The organism is Paraburkholderia jirisanensis (assembly GCF_054782355.1).
On sequence record NZ_BAAGSQ010000027.1, the window covers coordinates 238547 to 255570 of the forward strand.

At 64.3% G+C, this 17024-nt stretch carries 10 protein-coding genes; 3 read left to right on the top strand and 7 right to left on the bottom strand.

All coding sequences use genetic code 11. The annotated features are described in order from the left end of the window. Positions 1-157: 157 nt before the first annotated feature. The 5 genes from ACYVNQ_RS23830 to ACYVNQ_RS23850 all read right to left on the bottom strand — a co-directional run bounded on the left by ACYVNQ_RS23830 (position 158) and on the right by ACYVNQ_RS23850 (position 8946). On the bottom strand, positions 158-2845 hold the full coding sequence (locus ACYVNQ_RS23830) for a YadA family autotransporter adhesin (protein ID WP_460905186.1): 2688 nt from the start codon (positions 2843-2845) through the stop codon (positions 158-160). A 436-nt stretch (positions 2846-3281) separates the two neighbouring features. Then, the gene (gene rsmA, locus ACYVNQ_RS23835; RefSeq protein ID WP_460905187.1) at positions 3282-4106 is read right to left on the bottom strand and encodes a 16S rRNA (adenine(1518)-N(6)/adenine(1519)-N(6))-dimethyltransferase RsmA; all 825 of its coding nucleotides are present in this window, start codon (positions 4104-4106) and stop codon (positions 3282-3284) included. Between the two features lie 33 nt (positions 4107-4139). Continuing rightward, positions 4140-5147: a 4-hydroxythreonine-4-phosphate dehydrogenase PdxA gene (gene pdxA, locus ACYVNQ_RS23840; protein ID WP_460905188.1), complete on the bottom strand. Its 1008-nt coding sequence runs from the start codon at positions 5145-5147 to the stop codon at positions 4140-4142. Between the two features lie 9 nt (positions 5148-5156). After that, positions 5157-6512: a peptidylprolyl isomerase gene (locus tag ACYVNQ_RS23845; RefSeq protein ID WP_460905189.1), complete on the bottom strand. Its 1356-nt coding sequence runs from the start codon at positions 6510-6512 to the stop codon at positions 5157-5159. 67 nt (positions 6513-6579) lie between these two features. Beyond that, a complete protein-coding gene (locus ACYVNQ_RS23850) occupies positions 6580-8946 on the bottom strand; it encodes an LPS-assembly protein LptD (protein WP_460905190.1) in 2367 nt (788 codons plus the stop codon). 223 nt (positions 8947-9169) lie between these two features. Here ACYVNQ_RS23850 and ACYVNQ_RS23855 point away from each other — a divergent pair, with 223 nt between their 5' ends. Further along, on the top strand, positions 9170-10258 hold the full coding sequence (locus ACYVNQ_RS23855) for an aminoglycoside phosphotransferase family protein (protein ID WP_460905191.1): 1089 nt from the start codon (positions 9170-9172) through the stop codon (positions 10256-10258). A gap of 3 nt (positions 10259-10261) precedes the next feature. Beyond that, positions 10262-10978, top strand: coding sequence for an N-acetylmuramate alpha-1-phosphate uridylyltransferase MurU (murU, locus tag ACYVNQ_RS23860; protein WP_460905192.1), 717 nt, complete (start codon positions 10262-10264; stop codon positions 10976-10978). Positions 10979-11216: 238 nt separating this feature from the next. On the opposite strand, the gene ACYVNQ_RS23865 is transcribed toward murU, so the two are convergent. Then, a complete protein-coding gene (locus ACYVNQ_RS23865; RefSeq protein WP_460905193.1) occupies positions 11217-13115 on the bottom strand; it encodes an ABCB family ABC transporter ATP-binding protein/permease in 1899 nt (632 codons plus the stop codon). Between the two features lie 197 nt (positions 13116-13312). Between ACYVNQ_RS23865 and ACYVNQ_RS23870 the strand changes: the two genes are divergently transcribed. Then, entirely contained in the window at positions 13313-13708 is a 396-nt protein-coding gene (locus ACYVNQ_RS23870) for an acyl-CoA thioesterase (protein ID WP_460905194.1), read from the top strand. Positions 13709-13772: 64 nt separating this feature from the next. Here the strand turns inward: ACYVNQ_RS23870 and ACYVNQ_RS23875 are convergent, their stop codons facing one another. Continuing rightward, positions 13773-16889, bottom strand: a complete 3117-nt coding sequence (locus ACYVNQ_RS23875) for a sensor domain-containing protein (RefSeq protein WP_460905195.1) — start codon at positions 16887-16889, stop codon at positions 13773-13775. Between the last annotated feature and the right edge of the window lie 135 nt (positions 16890-17024).

A 17024-nucleotide genomic window follows, 5' to 3' on the forward strand; every position in this document is an offset into this window, starting at 1 on the left:
AACGCATAATAAAAAAAACGGATGCGGCCTGAGTGGCTGTGCATCCGGTCGAGAGCGTTCAGCCGAAGCCTGTGCGTGTGCGTGTGCGCTGCGCAGGCTGGCATTGACATCGGCCTTGCATGCAGTCATGCAACGCCGATGCCGCGCGATAGTCAGTTCACCATTGGAACCCCGCGCCCGCAACGACGCCGACATTGCCGTTGCTGCTGGTGTTGCCCGACAGCTTGACGACGAAGCGATTGCTTTGCGTCACATACGATGCGCCGAACGCCGCGCCCGACTGGCCGCCGTAACGCGAGCCGGCCACCGCGACCATGGTCTTGCCGGCCTGGGTCGCCTGCGGCAAGCCGGCCACTGCCATCGCGGCCGCGGTGCCCGCGTTCGCGCTTTTGGCGACGCTGTTGACCTGGCTCTGCAAGCCGGCGATCTGCTGGCCGGTGTTGGCGACTGCGTTGTTCAGCTGGTTCACGTTCACTGCGTCGTTGCCTTCGACGCCGGCCGCGACGTTGACGATCTGCCGTTCGTTGCCCGCAGCCCCGACCGACACCGTGTTGTCGCGATCGGCCACCGCATTGGCACCGACGGCGACCGCATTGTTACCGGACGCCTTCGCTTGCGAACCAAGCGCAACCGAAGCGGTACCCGTCGCTTGCGCGCGGTCGCCGAGTGCGGTCGCGTCATTGCCGCTGGCGTTTGCGCCACCGCCCGCGGCGAAAGTGCCGGAGCCGGCCGCAAGTGCCGGGCCGCTGGTCGAGTTGGCCGCGATGCTGGTCGAGCCGTTTGCCGAATAGTTCTGTACCGCGTTACCGAGGGTGGCGAGTTGCTGGTTGGTTGCGTAAAGCTGCGCGCCGGTGACAGCGTCCGTGCTGATTTCGGACAGTGCGGCGTCCTGCAGGTTCGTCAATGCGACGCGGGCCGTGTTGTCGGTGCCGCCGAGCGTCACGCGGTCGTGCGTGGTGCTGTCGTACGCGAGGCTGCCTGCGCCGGGTTCCGCTTGCAGCATGCCAACGGCGGCGGCGGCGAGCGGTGCCGGTGCCGGTGTCGGTGCCGAGCGCAGCAAGCCGCCACTTTGCAAACCACCTGATGCATTGCTGCCCGGCAGTGCTGCGGCAATCGCTGTGTTCATCTGGCCGAGGGTCACGGCGTCGCTGGCATTGACCGCGTCAGCGACGTTCACGATGCGGCGCTTCGACGTATTCGAACCGACTGCAAAGGTGTTGGCCTGTGTGGCCGACGACCCGGCACCGATCGCCACCGAATTCAACGCCATCGCACGCGAATTTGCGCCGATCGCCAGCGCGTTGTCGCCAAGCGCCTGAGCAAACCCACCGATCGCGACCGAGTTGATTCCGGACGCGCTAGCATCCAGCGCTACGGTATCGCCGAATTTGATGTATTTGGTCTTCGTCGCAATGTCGCCCGTTGCATCCGTGATGCGCGTATCGAGCGCGTTCACCGCGCCTTCGACGCCTGTCACCGTGTCGCCGCCAACTGTGTATTTCGGCATGCTGACACTGCCATCGGCATTGACAGCCGCGCCGCCGCCGAGTGCGTTGGCGACACTGTTTGCTGTGCCGTACAACTGCGAACCGTTGATCGCTTCGCGGCTTAGCGGGTTGACCGCACCGTCTCTCAGATTGGCGATGACCGTTCCGGCCAGGCCGCCGCCAAGCGTGACTTTGCGTTGGGTCGCGTCGTCGTATGCGACGAAAGCATTGGTCACGTTGCCTGACGTGTCGATGTTTATGCCAGCCGCCTTCAGCTGCGCGAGGTTGACGGCGTCCGTATCGGCCGTGCCCTCCGACACGCCTTTGAGCTGGCGCGTGCCCGCCGTACCGGTGAAGTCCAGCGTCGTGCCGTCGCTGGTCCTGGCGACCGTGATCGCCCGGCTCGTCGTGTCCTGCTGCACCAGACCGATCTTGCCGTTGTTGATGTTGTTCGTCAGATTCGTGATCGACGTGGTGTTGGCGGTCGCAGCCGTATCGATAGCGGCCAACGCCGAGCCGACGTCCGTCTTCGTCTGGCCTTGAACCGTGTAAGCCGGTGCTTTCAGCGTGCCGTCCGCGTTCACCGCTGCGCCGCCGCCGAGCGCAGCCGCCACGCTGTTCGCCGTGCCGTACAGCTGCGCGCCGTTGATCGCGTCCTTGCTGGCCGGGTTGATCGCCCCCGCCTGCAGGCCCGTGATTGTCGTGCCGGCCGTACCGCGCAGCGTGACCTTGTTCTTCGTCGTGTCGTCGTAAGCGACGAAAGCATTCGTCACATTGCCCGACGTGTCCACGTTCACACCGGCCGCCTTCAGCTGACCGACGTTGACTGCATCGGTATTGTTGATACCTGCCGACATGTTAGTCAGACGCCGCGTCAACGTGCCCCCGAGGCTCTGATTGAAAGCGGTTGCGTCGGCCGACGTGCCATCGCCGTTATCTGTGTAAATGCCCTTTAACGGGTTGTCGCCGACCCGGCCGAGCGACACCGTGTTCGCTTCCGACGCGACCGAGCCCGTGCCGATCGCGACGCTGTTCTGCGCCGTGCCAGCCACATATGCGGCTGCACCGAGCGCGGTGCCGTAGTACGCGCGCACCTGACCGGCGAAACCGAAGATGCTGGCGAAGCTGACGTTCTGTGGCACATAGCCGTTGGAGCCGTACACGGTTTCCGCGAGATTATGCGTGGCGTTAGGCACGCCTGCGTCCGCATCGCAACCCGAAACGTTTGACCACTTGCCGCTGCCGGAGTTGGCCGGCGTGCAGTCGGCGTTCGGAACGACACTTGCAAGCGATGGTGCCGCGGCGCTCAACGCCGCAATACCGAGCGCAATCGACGTCGCGCGAAGGACGGCGCGCATGCGCGCGGAGCCAGGTTGCGGGGATGGTTGAAAAGCGTTTTCCGCGCGTTCCAGATTGTCGACCCGTCGACGGGTCGCCGCGTTGGGTGCGGACCGAGGGTTTTTATACATTCTTGTATCCTAAATAAATTGATCGAAGCGGCGCCTGGAGGCCACTCCAATCGCACTGCGTTGAGAGAAGGGAAACTTGCGCGTGCGCCGTTTTGTTTACGAGGCTGGGGGGCCTGCAACCGGTGCGTTAATCGTCGCGACCAAAACGTCCGGGTAAGACGTTCGACGCAACGCCCCGGAACCCGGGATCGAATGCGCTGAAGTATAGAAACCCAACTACAAGCAGGCTTATAGGACTAGTCCGAAAACAACGTTGGATGTGATCAAATATTCGAATCGAGCGGTGCAAAGCACCAGACAACCGAAAGATATTTCGCTTTACCTATTATTTTCTTTCAATCGTTTGCGCTACGCGCACGTACTCGTCGACAGGGACATCTTCGGCGCGGCGCGCCAGATCGAAGCCGAGCGCTTCGAAATCCACCTGATCGCGATAAGCCGCGAGCGTATTGCGCAGCATCTTGCGACGTTGCGAAAACGCCGCGGTAACGAGTTCGCCGAGCGTGGCCGGGTTGACGCTGGGCAGTTCATGCGCTGCGTACGGAATCATCCGCACGATGGCCGAGTCGACTTTCGGCGGCGGCTGGAACGACTCCGGCGGCACGTCCAGCAGCTTGTCGATCACGTAGCGATACTGCAGCATCACCGACAGTCGGCTGAACGCCTTGCTGCCCGGCTCCGCGACCATCCGGTCGACCACTTCGTTTTGCAGCATGAAATGCTGGTCGATCACGCACGGCGCGAAGCTCACCAGATGAAACAGCAGCGGGCTCGAGATGTTGTACGGCAGATTGCCGACGATGCGCAGCGACGGCTTCGCATCCGGCGCGCCAGACGCAACCAGCGCACCGAAGTCGAAATCGAGCGCATCGCCTTCATGCAGTTCGAGCCGTTCGCCGAATTTGTTCTTTAGACGCCCGATCAGATCGCGGTCCAGTTCGACCGCGTGCAGCGGCGCCTCGGGTGTCGCGAGCCGCTCGATCAGCGGTCCGGTCAGCGCGCCGAGCCCCGGCCCGATCTCGACCATCCGCTCGCCGCGCTGCGGTTGGATCAGCTCGACGATCGAATCGATCACGCCCATGTCGACCAGAAAATTCTGGCCGAAGCGTTTGCGGGCGAAATGGCCTTGATGCTGTTTGCTGGAGGACATCGAAAGTGCGGTGGCTGAAACGGTGCGGAAAAATCAGGAGTGACGGCGCCGCTGGCGCGCCATCGAGACGGCTGCATCGAGCGCGGCGATCATGCTGCCGGCGTCGGCGCGGCCGGTGCCGGCGAGATCGAGCGCGGTGCCATGATCGACCGACGTGCGCACGATCGGCAGCCCAAGGGTGACATTGATGCCCTCGCCGAAGGTCGCGTACTTGAGTACCGGCAAGCCCTGGTCGTGGAACATCGCCAGCACGCAATCGGCTTCGTTCAGATAGCGCGGCTGGAACAGCGTATCGGCCGGATAAGGTCCGCGCGCGTCGATGCCTTGAGCATTCACAAGCTGCAACGCGGGCGAGATCACATCGATTTCCTCGCGGCCGAGATAGCCGTTTTCCCCGGCATGCGGATTGAGACCGGTCACGAGAATGCGCGGCGCCGGCACGCCGAAGTGTCGTTGCAGGTCGTGGTTGATGATGCGCAGCGTGTCGACGAGGCTTTCTACGGTCAGCGCAGCCGGCACGTCTTTCAACGGCAAATGCGTGGTCGCAAGCGCCACGCGCAACGGCCGCTGGCCGGTACCCGCCAGCATCATCACGACGCGCGGCGTATGGGTGCGCTCGGCCAGGTATTCGGTGTGGCCGGTGAACGGCACACCCGCGTCGTTGATCGTGCTCTTTTGCAGCGGCGCGGTGACGATCGCGTCGTACTGGCCGGCGAGCGTGCCGTCGATTGCCGTATCGAGCAGGCTCAGCACGTAGCGGCCGTTCGCCGCATCGAGCTTGCCGGCTCGCACCGGCACGCCGAGCGGATGATGTTGCGCGCTCACGTGCTGGGCGCGCAGCAACGCCTGCCAATCGATACCGACCGCCTGCGCGCGTGCCTCGAGCAGACTTGCATCGCCAAGCACGATGAACTGCGCGTCGGGCCAGCGCGCAGCTGCGGCCGCCAGCGCCTGCGCCGTCAGCTCGGGGCCGACGCCAGCCGGCTCGCCGGTGGTGACGGCGATCTGCAACGGCGCATCAGGTGTAGCGGCAGGGGTCATTGTGAAAGCTTACTGTACGGCGCTCGGCACGCCCTTGTAATCGACATACGCGGTATCGCGCAATTCACGCAGCCAGTCGGCATACGCCTGCTCTGCCTTACGCTGGCCGATCGCCTGGCGCGCCAGATCCATCTGCTGCGCAACCGAGCCTTCGGCCTCGCGGCGGCCCAGCACCTGGATCAGGTGATAGCCGTACTCGCTGCGCACCGGCTCGCTGATCTGGCCATCCTGCAGGTTGTTCATCGCACGCTCGAATTCAGGCACGGTCTCGCCCGGGCTGATCCAGCCGAGGTCGCCGCCTTGCGAAGCCGAACCGTCCTGCGAATAGGTGCGGGCAAACTTGTCGAAGTCGCCGCCCTGGGCGATTTCCTGCTTGATCTCGAGCAGCTTCTGGCGCGCCTGCGGCTCCGACATCCCGTCGCCGACGCGGATCAGGATGTGGCGCACGTGGGTCTGCACGAGCTTCGCCGAATCGCCGCCGGTACCCTGACCGGTGCGGCGCTCGACCAGACGCACGATCTCGAAACCGTCGTCGGTGCGGATCACGGTTGGATTCACCTCGCCCGGACGCAGCTTGGCGGCCGCGCTGACAAACGCCGGCGGCAGCTTCGACGGCGCCAAAAAGCCCATGTCGCCGCCCTTCGATGCATCCGGTGCCTGCGAATTCGACTTCGCAAGCTTTTCGAAATTGTCGCCGGCGTTGGCCTGCTTCAGCAGATCGTCGGCTTTCTTTTGCGCGGCTTCGATATCGGCTTGCGGCGCGTTGAGCGGCGCCTTCAGAAAGATGTGTTCGATGCGCAGGTCGCTCGTCATGCCGGCGCTCGGGCCGCGCTGGCTGGCGATGTAGTTCGCCACTTCGGCGTCGGACACGGTGATCTTGCTGTCCACTTCCTTTTCGCGCAGACGCGACAGGATCAGCTCGGTCTTCGCATCGTTAGTGAAGGTGCTCCAGGGCACCCCTTCCGCCTCGATGCGCGCGCGGTAGATCTGCAGCGTCATGTTGTTCGCCTGCGCGAGACGCTCGAGCGTCTTCTGCACGGCGGCATCGTCGACGGTGATGTTGTCCTCGCGCGCCTTTTGCAGTTGGATGCGTTCAAGCACCATCTGGTTGAGCACCTGCTGACGCAACTGGTCGGCCGGCGGAATCGGCGCATGCTGCTGGTTCAGACGGCGCGTGATCAGGCCGGCGCGCTCGTCGAGCTCGCGCTGCGTGATCACGCCATTGTTGACCACGGCTGCAATCGTATCGACGGTCTGGCCGCTACCGGCATTGAGCGCCTGCGCGTGCGCAGCCGGCATGAACAGGGCGGCCGCCGCGAACCCGGCCGCGAGCGTTGCCAAACGAAGCTTTTTCATGATTGCCACAGATACTCCAATGGATGTCGGGACGTTCGACGCCCGTCTCTTCGTATTTTATGAGCCGGCGAAACCGTCACTCATAATTGTTGAACCGCGATTCGGGCGGCGGCGGTGGCGGCGCCGGCGAATAGCCGGCCACGCTGTCGCGGAACGCCCTGACGAGCCCGTTATCGATGCTCGACAGCCCCTTTAGCGTGAGCTGCGCAAGCACACGCGTCGCCGAGGTTTCTAACCCCGATGTGTTGACGCCGTTCGCGTAGCGCTGCACGCCGAGGCCCAGCGTCCAGCAATCGGCGTCGTACTGCATGCCGAGCAGGCCATCGACGATGCGGTGCCCTTGCAAGTCGTAATTGATCCGGCCCACCACCGACACCCGGTGTGAAAACGGCCACTGCCCCGAGACCAGCAACTGGTTGATCGGCTGGTTTTCGAGCGTCGTGTTGGCGCGCGTGTAACGATAGCCGAGGTTGATGACCTTTCCCGATTCGGGACTGAACCCGAAACCAATACTGGATTTCACCAGCTGGTTGTTGTCGGCATTATATTGGAACGCGGTTTCCGACGCGAAACCGGCGCCGAGCTTCAGCGACGCCCCCGCGATCAGGTCCGAGTGGCGCGCGGTAGTCGACGACTGGCCCGGGAACAGCGTGACGCGCTGGTCCGTAAAGTAGTACTGCTGGGCGATCACGAAACGCGCGCGCTCGTCGCCGGTGGCCGCGTTGATGAAGCGCGTGGTCAGCGCGGCGGTCAGGCGGTTCGCATCGGCGATCCGGTCGTTACCGACGAAGGTGTTCGGCGTGAAGATTTCGGCGAGGCCGAAGTCGGAATCGGCGGTATCGAACAGCGGCGCCTGATCCTGGTTGCGAAACGGCGTGTACACGTAGTACAGGCGCGGTTCCAGCGTCTGGATATAGTCTTCGCCGAACAGCCGGATCGAGCGGTCGAACACGAGGCCCGTATCGAACGAGAAGGTCGGGATCGACTCGGTGAAGTTCTTCGCCTGGCCCGGCACCGAGTTCGTGCCGAGATTGCTCAGGTTGTACGACGCAAAGTGCCATTGCACCTTCGGCGTGACGAAATAGCCCGGCCCCACCACCGAATACGACAGGTACGGGTTGAACATCACCCGTTCGCCTTCGGTCATGTTGTCGGCGGTGACCCGGAAGCGCGTGTAATCCGCTTCCGCGCCGTAATCGAAGCCGCCGACGTTGTACTTCGTGTACTTCACGTTCAACTGCGGCTCGCGGCCATACGGCGGCGTCGACGGCGTCAACGTCTGCCAGTGCTGTTCGCGCGCCAGCACCGACCACGGGCCGTTGTTGTACGTCAAGCCGGCTTCCTGCTGATACAGCAGCTGCGTGCCGTTCAGGAACTGGCTGGTGGTCGATGCAAGGTCTTCCGGATAGGTGTTGTCCGAGACCTTGTTGTAGTAGATGTAACCGCCGAACCCGCCACCAAAGTTCTGGTTGTGCGTGATGTAGATCGCGTAGCGGTTGGTCTTCGTGATCGCGTCGTCCGGCAGGAACTCGCCCGTGATCGAGCCCGCGTACGTGGGCGACAGATAGCGGAAGTTCGCCTGGGTCTGCACGCCGCGCCGCGAGATGATGCGCGGCGTGATGGTCAGATCGCGGTTAGGCGCGATGTTGAAGTAGTACGGCAGCGACAGCTCGAAGCCGTTGCTCGAACTGACCGAAAACGTAGGCGGCAGCAAACCGCTGCGCCGCTCGCCCGACAGCGGAAACGACAGCCACGGGCTGGCGAAAATCGGCACGCCCTGGAAGAACAGCACGCCGTTGTGCGCGACGCCTTCGTCGGCACCGGTGTCGAAATCAAACTCCGAGCCCTTGATGTACCACGCCGGATCGTCGGCGCACTGACAGGCCGTATAGGTGGCGTTCGCGAAGACCGAGCGCTCGTTGTCGAGCAGATCGGCACGCTCCGCGCTGCCCGCACCGCCGGTCGCCGTGAAGTGGTACTTCGGCGCGGTCATGAAACCTTCACTCGAGTCGACCTTGATGTGCGCCTCGGTGCCGGTGAACTCGCTGCCGCTGCCGCTCAGATGAACATGGCCGTAAGCATCGGCCATGTCGGTATCCTCATCGTAGTGCAGCGCGTCCGCCTTGATGATCGACGTAATGCGGCGCACTTCGGCCGAACCTTTCGCGGCCATGTCACGATCGACCGTGCCGGTGGTCGAATCGCCGAGCACGAACGTAGCCGGACGGTCGCCTGTCGGCACCGTCTGGTCTTCGAGCTGAGGGGCAAGCCGCAGGCCCCACGGCGCATCGAGCGGCTGCGCCTGCGCCGCCTCTCCCGCCAGCTGGGCGTAGGAAAGCGCGGGAAGCAAGCCCGGTACGGCGATCAATGCCGTGACCAGCCGCCTTAAGCGCGGCGAGCCGTCGCTATAGGGCGTGGTTGGGAAATGCTGTCTAGGCGGCATGTATTCGTTTGGCGAATCGGCCCGTCCACCAGCTCAAGCAGTCACAGTTACCGCCTGCGCAACCGGCTCTGGAGAGCAGCGATTGCGCAAATTGTTCGATCTAATCCAGCGGTGAGGCGGGCGGTCAAACGAGATATGCGAAGGCTGGTGCGAGCCGCGTCAAAAAAGTCGTGGGGTATTATATGGCAAGACGTTGCTCCTCCCGATTCGAACTCCCGTTTTCATGACGCAGGCCCACGCTATCGCTCCCTCCGACTCCCGCCTCGAGCTGCTTACCGCCTGGCTGCTTAGCCACGCCGAGCGCCATGGCCTCGACCTCGCCACGCTGGCGCCCGCTTCCGCGGATGCGAGTTTTCGTCGTTATTTCCGGCTTGGCCGGCGTGCGGACGGCTTGAATGATTCGGCCATTGCCGCGGATGCGAGTGCCGCCAGCAGCGCCGCGGCCGCGACGCTGATCGCCGTCGATGCGCCGCCGCCGGAAAAATGCCGCGAATTCGTGCAGGTGGCCGAGCTGCTGCAAGCCGCCGGCGTGCATGTGCCGCGCGTGCTGGAGGTGGATTTCGAGGCCGGCTTCATGCTGGTCACCGATCTCGGTAGCCAGCCGTACATTCACGCGCTGAACCAGGACAACGCGCGTCCGCTGATGCGCGACGCGCTCGATGCGCTGATTCGCTGGCAGCTCAGTTCGCGTGAAGACGTGCTGCCGCCGTTCGACGAAGCGTTCCTGCGCCGTGAAATGGAGCTGATGCCCGAGTGGTTCATCACGCGCCATCTCGGGCGTGAAGTCGATACCGCGACGCGCGGCTTGCTTGATCGCACCTTTGCGCTGCTGGTCGCCAGTGCACGCGCGCAGCCGCAAGTGTTCATGCTGCGCGACTTCATGCCGCGCAACCTGATGGTGGCGAGCCCGAACCCGGGTGTGCTCGACTTTCAGGACGCGGTGTACGGGCCGATCACCTACGACGTCGCCTCACTGTTGCGCGACGCGTTCATCAGTTGGGACGAGGAGTTCGAGCTCGACTGCTTCGTGTACTACTGGGAGCGCGCGAAGAAGGCCGGGCTGCCGGTCGATGCGGATTTCGGCGCGTTTTATCGCCAGCTCGAATGGATGGGGCTGCAGCGGCATATCAAGGTGCTGGGGCTGTTCTGCCGCATCTACTACCGCGACGGCAAGCCGCATTATCTGCAAGACCTGCCGCGCTTCATCGGCTATGCACGCAAGGTGGCCGCGCGCTACCAGCCGCTCGCGCCGTTCGCGAAACTGCTCGACGACCTCGAAGGCCGCGCCATCGAAGTCGGTTACACGTTCTGATCGATGCACGCACTGCGCACCGCGATGATCTTCGCCGCCGGCCGCGGCGAACGGATGCGTCCGTTGACGGATGTCTGCCCGAAGCCGCTGCTCGAAGCAGGCGGCAAGCCGCTGATCGTCTGGCAGATCGAACGGCTCGCCGCGGCGGGCTTCGAGACGATCGTGATCAACCACGCGTGGCTTGGCGAGCAGATCGAGCAAACGCTCGGCGACGGCTCGCGCTGGGGCGTGCAATTGCGGTACTCGCCGGAAGGCGAAGCGCTCGAAACGGCAGGCGGTATCGCGCAGGCCTTGCCGCTGATTGAGGCTTCTCCCGAGCCCGAGGTGTTCGTCGCGGTTAGCGGCGACGTCTATGCGGAGTTCGATTACACGCGCCTCGATGCGCATGCGGCGCGCCTCGCGGCGCAAGCGGAAGCCGGTATGCATCTGGTGATGGTGCCCAATCCGCCGTTTCATCCGGCTGGCGATTTCGCGCTGACGAATGGCCTGCTGTCGCTCGACGCGGCGCCGCGCCTTACGTTCGGCAATATCGGCCTGTACGACACGCGGATGTTCCGCGCACTGCCGCGCGGCACCCGGCGCGCGCTGACGCCGTACTATCGCGATGCAATTGCGCGCGGTCTCGCAAGCGGCGAGTTATATGACGGGCGCTGGGAAAATGTCGGGACGCCCGCGCAATTGCAGGCGTTGGATCGTGAACTGGGTGCGCGTAACGTCTAGTTGAGCGGGCGGCGGTCTAACCACCGCCCTTGCCGGCGCTAACCGCCCTTGCACGGCGCTCTGTACCTGCGCTGCCGACGCGCCTGTCGCGGCCGTTGCCCAGTGCTCTGTACGTACCCTGCCGGCGCTCTAGCCACCCTGCCCGGGGCACGCTCCAACATGCTGCCTGGCGCTCTCGAGTCGCGCTGCAGGCGCTCGGCCTGCCACCGGCGGCGCGCGGCGCGCTCCGCCACCGCTGCTAGCTCACCGCACCGCCCGCGCCAACCCGCTCGTCCGCTTCGTCCTGCTGCGCCTGCTCCGCGCGCTGCTGCTGCAGCGCCCACATCTGCGCGAACAGCCCGCCCATACGGATCAATTCCCGATACGTGCCGCGTTCGACGATCCGGCCGCGGTCCATCACGATGATCTGCTGCGCGTGGACCACCGTCGACAACCGATGCGCGATGATCAGCGTGGTGCGCTCACGCGCGATCAGATCGAGCTCGTGCTGGATCGCGCGTTCCGAGCGCGAATCGAGCGCCGAGGTCGCTTCGTCGAACAGCAGCACCGGCGGGTCTTTCAGCAGCGTGCGCGCGATCGCGACGCGCTGCTTCTCGCCGCCCGACAGTTTCAGCCCACGCTCGCCGACCGGCGTGTCATACCCGCGCGGCAGGCTTTCGATGAAATCGTGGATATGCGCCGCACGCGCCGCCGCAATCACCTCGTCGCGCGCAGCCGACGGCCGGCCATACGCGATGTTGTAATAGATCGTGTCGTTGAACAGCACGGTATCCTGCGGCACGATACCGATCGACGCGCGCAACGACTCCTGCTTCACGTCGCGAATATCCTGGCCATCGATCGTGATCGCACCGCCGCCGGCGCGCTCGAGGTCGTAAAAACGGAACATCAGCCGCGCGAGCGTCGACTTGCCCGAGCCGCTGTGACCGACCACCGCGGTAGTCGTACCGGCGGGAATCGTGAAGCTCACGTCATGCAGGATCGGCCGCGCCGGTTCGTACGAGAAGTTCACGTTGGCAAAGCGCACCTCCGCGCCGCTCACCACCAGCGCCGGCGCATCGGCCGCATCGGCCACTTCGCGCGGTGCGGCGAGCAGCGTGAACATGCGATCCATATCGGTGAGACTCTGCTTCAGTTCGCGATACACGACACCGAGAAAATTCAGCGGAATGTAGAGCTGCAGCATGAACGTGTTGATCAGCACCAGATCGCCAAGCGTCAGCTTGCCCGCCATCACGCCTTGCGTGGCGCGCCACAGGATAAACACGAGCCCCGTACCGATGATCGCCTGCTGCCCGAAGTTCAGCGCGGACAGCGATTTCTGCGACTTGATCGCTGCCGCGCGAAAGCGCCGCAGGTTCTCGTCGTAGCGCTGCGCTTCCCAGTCTTCGTTGCCGAAATACTTGACGGTCTCGTAGTTCAGCAGCGAATCGATCGCGCGCGAGTTCGCCCGCGAATCGAGCTCGTTCATCGTGCGGCGAAAGTGCGTACGCCACTCGGTGACCTTGATCGTGAAGGTGATGTACGCAGTCAGCGCAATCAGCGTGACGATCGCGTAATACGCCTCGTAGCGGACCACGAAAAAGCCCAGCACGAGGCCGACTTCGACCAGCGTCGGCAGGATGCTGTATAGCGAATAGGAGATCAGCTGCGTGATGCCGCGCGTGCCGCGTTCGATATCGCGCGACATGCCGCCGGTCTGCCGTTCGAGATGAAACCGCAGCGACAGCGAATGCAGATGACGGAACACCTTCAGCGCGAGTTGCCGCACCGCGCTTTCGGTCACTTTGGAAAACAGGATCTCGCGCAGTTCGGTAAATAGCGACGTGGACAGCCGCACTACCGCGTACGCGACCACCAGCAAGCCAATACCGCTCAGCAGCACCACACCCGGCGCATGCTCGGCGCGCCCGAGCGCGGTCAGATGCTGCACCGGCGCGAGACCGTCGACAATGCGTTTCATCACGACCGGCACGCCGAGATTCGCGACTTTCGCGCCGATCAGGCACGCGAGCGCAAACCCGACGCGCCATTTGTAGGTAGCGAGATAGGGCAGCAGCGACACGATCGTCTGCCAGTCGTTACGCGGCTGGTTCGAGATCGGCGCGGGCTCGGAGGGTGGGGCGGAGCGGCGCATTGGGGGTTTTTCGTGGAAAGTTGCGAACCGGCGCGCACATCCGCTCGCCATCGCGCAAACGCCTTAAGCGTCAGCGCCGCTCGCTGCCGCACGCCTGACCGGGGCATGCGCTTTCCCGTACAATTCGTGATCTACCTATTGTCGCAGAAGCGGGACGGCCTCGCTTTGCCTGCTTCCACGATTCCAACGGATTCCCGATGAGCGAGATCAGCCAGCTTCCGCAGAAACACTGTGCCTTGCGTGTCGTGCCGCAGCCTTCCGATGCCAACGTCCATGGCGACGTGTTCGGCGGCTGGATCATGGCGCAAGTCGATATCGCCGGCTCGATTCCAGCCAGCCGGCGCGCGAACGGCCGCGTCGCGACCATCGCGGTCAATTCGTTCGTGTTCAAGCAGCCGGTGTTCGTCGGCGATCTGCTGAGCTTTTATGCGGACATCGTGAAGACCGGCAATACGTCGGTGACCGTGTCGGTCGAGGTCTACGCGCAGCGTATGAGCCTCGCGCAGGAACTGGTGAAGGTCACCGAAGCCACCCTCACCTACGTCGCCACCGACAGCGACCGCCGGCCGCGCGCGCTGCCTGCGCTCGACTGAAAACCGAAAAACACGCGGCGCGCGTAGCGTATAGCGTGCCGGTCTGCCTGAACGCGCGCGACTGCTACGCGTTCAAGGCCGCACGCGCCGCGCCCCGCTGCAACATGCCCGGAATCGCATCGCGCGGCAGCGGCTTCGCGAAGAAATAACCCTGCATCTCGTCGCACGCGCGCTCTTTCAGGAAGTCGAGCTGCGCGGACGTCTCCACGCCCTCCGCGATCACCTGCATCTTCAGCGAGTGCGCGAGCGCGATGATCGCCGACGTGATGGTTTCGTCGTCGTTCGAAACGCCGATGTCCGACACGAAGGAACGGTCGATCTTCAGCCGGTCCACCGGGAAGCGCTTCAGATAGCTCAGGCTCGAATAACCGGTGCCGAAGTCGTCGATCGCAAGGCCGATACCGAGCGCATGCAGTTCGTTGAGCATCGTCACCGCCTCTTCGGCGTTGCGCATGATGGTGCTCTCGGTCAGTTCGAGCTCCAGGTAGCGCGGCTCGAGCCCGGTTTCCGCCAGCACCTGCGTGACCAGATTCGCGATATTGCGCTGCTGGAACTGTCGTGCCGACAGGTTCACCGACACGCGCGCGGGCGGCAGGCCTTCGTCTTGCCATTGCTTGTTCTGCCGGCACGCCTCGCGCAGCACCCATTCCGAAAGCGGTCCGATCAGGCCGCTCTCTTCGGCCACCGGAATAAACGACGAAGGCGGCACGAGGCCCACCTCCGGATCGCGCCAGCGCACCAGCGCCTCGACGCCGACGATCTGCCCAGTGCCGATATCCACCTGCGGCTGGTAATGCAGCAGGAACTCGTTGTCGCGCAACGCGCGGCGCAGCCGGCGCTCGAGATTCATCCGCGCGCCGGCGCTCGCGTTCATCTCCGGCTGGTAGAACTGGAATGTATTGCGACCCATGTCTTTCGCGCGATACATCGCGAGGTCGGCTTTTTTCATCAGCGTTTCCGCGTCGTCGCCGTCCTGCGGGAACAGGCTCGCGCCCATGCTGCAGCCGACATACAACTCGGTGCCGTCGAGCCATACCGGCTCCGAGATGGTCGCGCGCACGCGTTCCATCCACACGATCAGCGACTGTTCGTCCGACGTATCGGTGAGCACCACGACGAACTCGTCGCCGCCATGCCGCGCGACCGTATCGGTCGCGCGTGCGCAGCGCGCGAGCCGGTCGCCCACCACCGCGAGCAGGCGGTCGCCGACGCTGTGCCCAAGGCTGTCGTTGACGTTCTTGAAGCCGTCGAGGTCGATGAACACCACCGCCACGCCGTTGTGATGACGCTGCGCCACCACCAGCGCATGCTGCAGCCGGTCGCGCAGCAGGTTGCGGTTCGGCAGCCGCGTCAGGCTGTCGTAGTTCGCCTGATACTCGAGCTGCTCCTGATACCGGATCAGCGCGGTCACATCGTTGATCACGCCGATATGGTGCGTGGTCTCGCCGTGCGGATTCGGCACCGGCGCGACATACAGCTGATTCCAGAACAGCGCGCCATCCTTGCGATAGTTGCGCAGCACCGCGGTGACCTCGCGGTTCGCGGCCAGCGCCTGGCGAATCGCCGCAATGCCTTCCTGATCGCGGTCGTCGCGCTGTAGCAGACGGCAGTCCTGGCCCATCACTTCGGATGGGTCGTAGCCGGTGATGCGCTTGAACGCCGGATTCACGTATTCGATCAGATTGCCGGTTTCGCTGGGGCCGGTGATCAGAATCGCGTTGACGCTCGCATCGAGCGCGCGGCTTTGCAGCCGCAGCGCGAGGTCGGCGCGCTTGCGCTGCGTGATGTCGGTGTACGAACCCAGCACGCCGAGCACGCGGCCGTCGCTATCGGTAAACGGCAGCTTGCTGGTGATGGTCGTGCGATGCTCGCCGTCGACGATCATGTCGAACTCGTAGTTCATCTTCGGCACGCCGGATTCGATTACCTCGGCGTCGTGGCGGCGCACTTCGTCGGCGATCTGGCGCCATGGCAAATCGTCGTCGGTCTTGCCGACCACCTGCTCCGGGTATGCGAGGCCGGCGTCGCGCGCGAACGCCATGTTGCAGCCGAGATAGCGCGACTCGCGGTCTTTCCAGAAAATGCGCTGCGGGATGTTGTCCATCACCGTCTCGAGCATCTGGTTCGAGCGCTGCGCTTCCGCTTCGGCGTTGATCTGATCGGTGACGTCGTCGGCCAGCACGAACAACGACGAGCGGCCCATGAAGCTGAGCGCGTGGTACGAGATGTTCGCGCTGATCAACGAGCCGTCGCGCCGCTTGTGATGCCAGATGCCCGCCATCGTGCGGCCGGTGTTCGGCGCCGCCTCGCTGCGCTGCAGATGCGACTCGAGCCGCGGCACTTCGGCGGCCGGGCGAATCGCACGCACCGTCATGCCGAGGAACTCGGTTTCGGAAAAACCATATTGCTGCACCGCTGCCGAGTTCACCGCGAGGAAGCGCAGCGTTTCGCGGTCGAAGATGTACATCGGCACCGGGTGATCGTCGAACAGGCCGCGAAAGCGCTCGTCGTTGCGACGCAGCGCGCCGGCCAGACGAATCCGTTCGCGTGCACTGTTCTCGCGGGCGCCGAACGTGTAGATCAGCAGCGCGCCGCCCGCCAGCATCGTGACGATCAACAGCAGCGTCGCGTGTTGCGCATTGCGGGTGGCGTCGGCGAGCGAGGCCTCCAGTGAGTGGTCTTCATGCTGGCGCAGCGCCGCGAGTTCGGAGTCGATCCGGTCGGATTCCATGCCGAGGCGCGTGTAGGCCTCGGCCGCCCAGGTGCGCGCGCCTTCGGGCGTCGAAGCGTCGACGGTACGCGCGAGCGCGGCGGCAATTTCACGCTGCAGATTTCTGCCATCGGCGCTGAACCTGTCGAACATCTGCAGCATCTGCGGATCGCTCGCCAGCTGGCCGCGCAGCGTGCGCTCAAGCTCGGTCAGCGCGGCGTCCAGCGAGGCCGCCGCGCCCGCCGGCGCCGCTTGCCCCGCTACTTCGAAGCGGCCGAGCAGCGTCAGACGGTCGTCGAGTTGCGCGCGGTAAGCATCGAGATTGCGGCGGATCGCGGTCGACCCGATCGCGCGTGCGTCGACCTCGCGCTGCGCGCGGATCTGCGTGTACGCGATAAATGCATTCGTGCCGACAGCCGCGGCAACGATCGCCAGATTGATCAGCAGGCGCTTCGAGAAAGAAGAAGTCATGGATTCCGAACGTCGTTCGTCCTGCAGGGCGGGGCGCGTCGGCCAACCGGTTGTCCTCATACCGGCATGCGAAGCCGCGGCAATGCGGCACTTTTACGCGCCAACCCATGGATAACGGCAGTATTCGGATTGGGT

What these genes read in the sequence shown, in the direction of transcription:
- ACYVNQ_RS23830 (WP_460905186.1), bottom strand. Translation starts at nt 2,845, where the DNA reads ATGCGCGCCGTCCTTCGCGCGACGTCGATTGCGCTCGGTATTGCGGCG.
- rsmA (WP_460905187.1), bottom strand. Translation starts at nt 4,106, where the DNA reads ATGTCCTCCAGCAAACAGCATCAAGGCCATTTCGCCCGCAAACGCTTC.
- pdxA (WP_460905188.1), bottom strand. Translation starts at nt 5,147, where the DNA reads ATGACCCCTGCCGCTACACCTGATGCGCCGTTGCAGATCGCCGTCACC.
- ACYVNQ_RS23850 (WP_460905190.1), bottom strand. Translation starts at nt 8,946, where the DNA reads ATGCCGCCTAGACAGCATTTCCCAACCACGCCCTATAGCGACGGCTCG.
- ACYVNQ_RS23855 (WP_460905191.1), top strand. Translation starts at nt 9,170, where the DNA reads ATGACGCAGGCCCACGCTATCGCTCCCTCCGACTCCCGCCTCGAGCTG.
- murU (WP_460905192.1), top strand. Translation starts at nt 10,262, where the DNA reads ATGCACGCACTGCGCACCGCGATGATCTTCGCCGCCGGCCGCGGCGAA.
- ACYVNQ_RS23865 (WP_460905193.1), bottom strand. Translation starts at nt 13,115, where the DNA reads ATGCGCCGCTCCGCCCCACCCTCCGAGCCCGCGCCGATCTCGAACCAG.
- ACYVNQ_RS23870 (WP_460905194.1), top strand. Translation starts at nt 13,313, where the DNA reads ATGAGCGAGATCAGCCAGCTTCCGCAGAAACACTGTGCCTTGCGTGTC.
- ACYVNQ_RS23875 (WP_460905195.1), bottom strand. Translation starts at nt 16,889, where the DNA reads ATGACTTCTTCTTTCTCGAAGCGCCTGCTGATCAATCTGGCGATCGTT.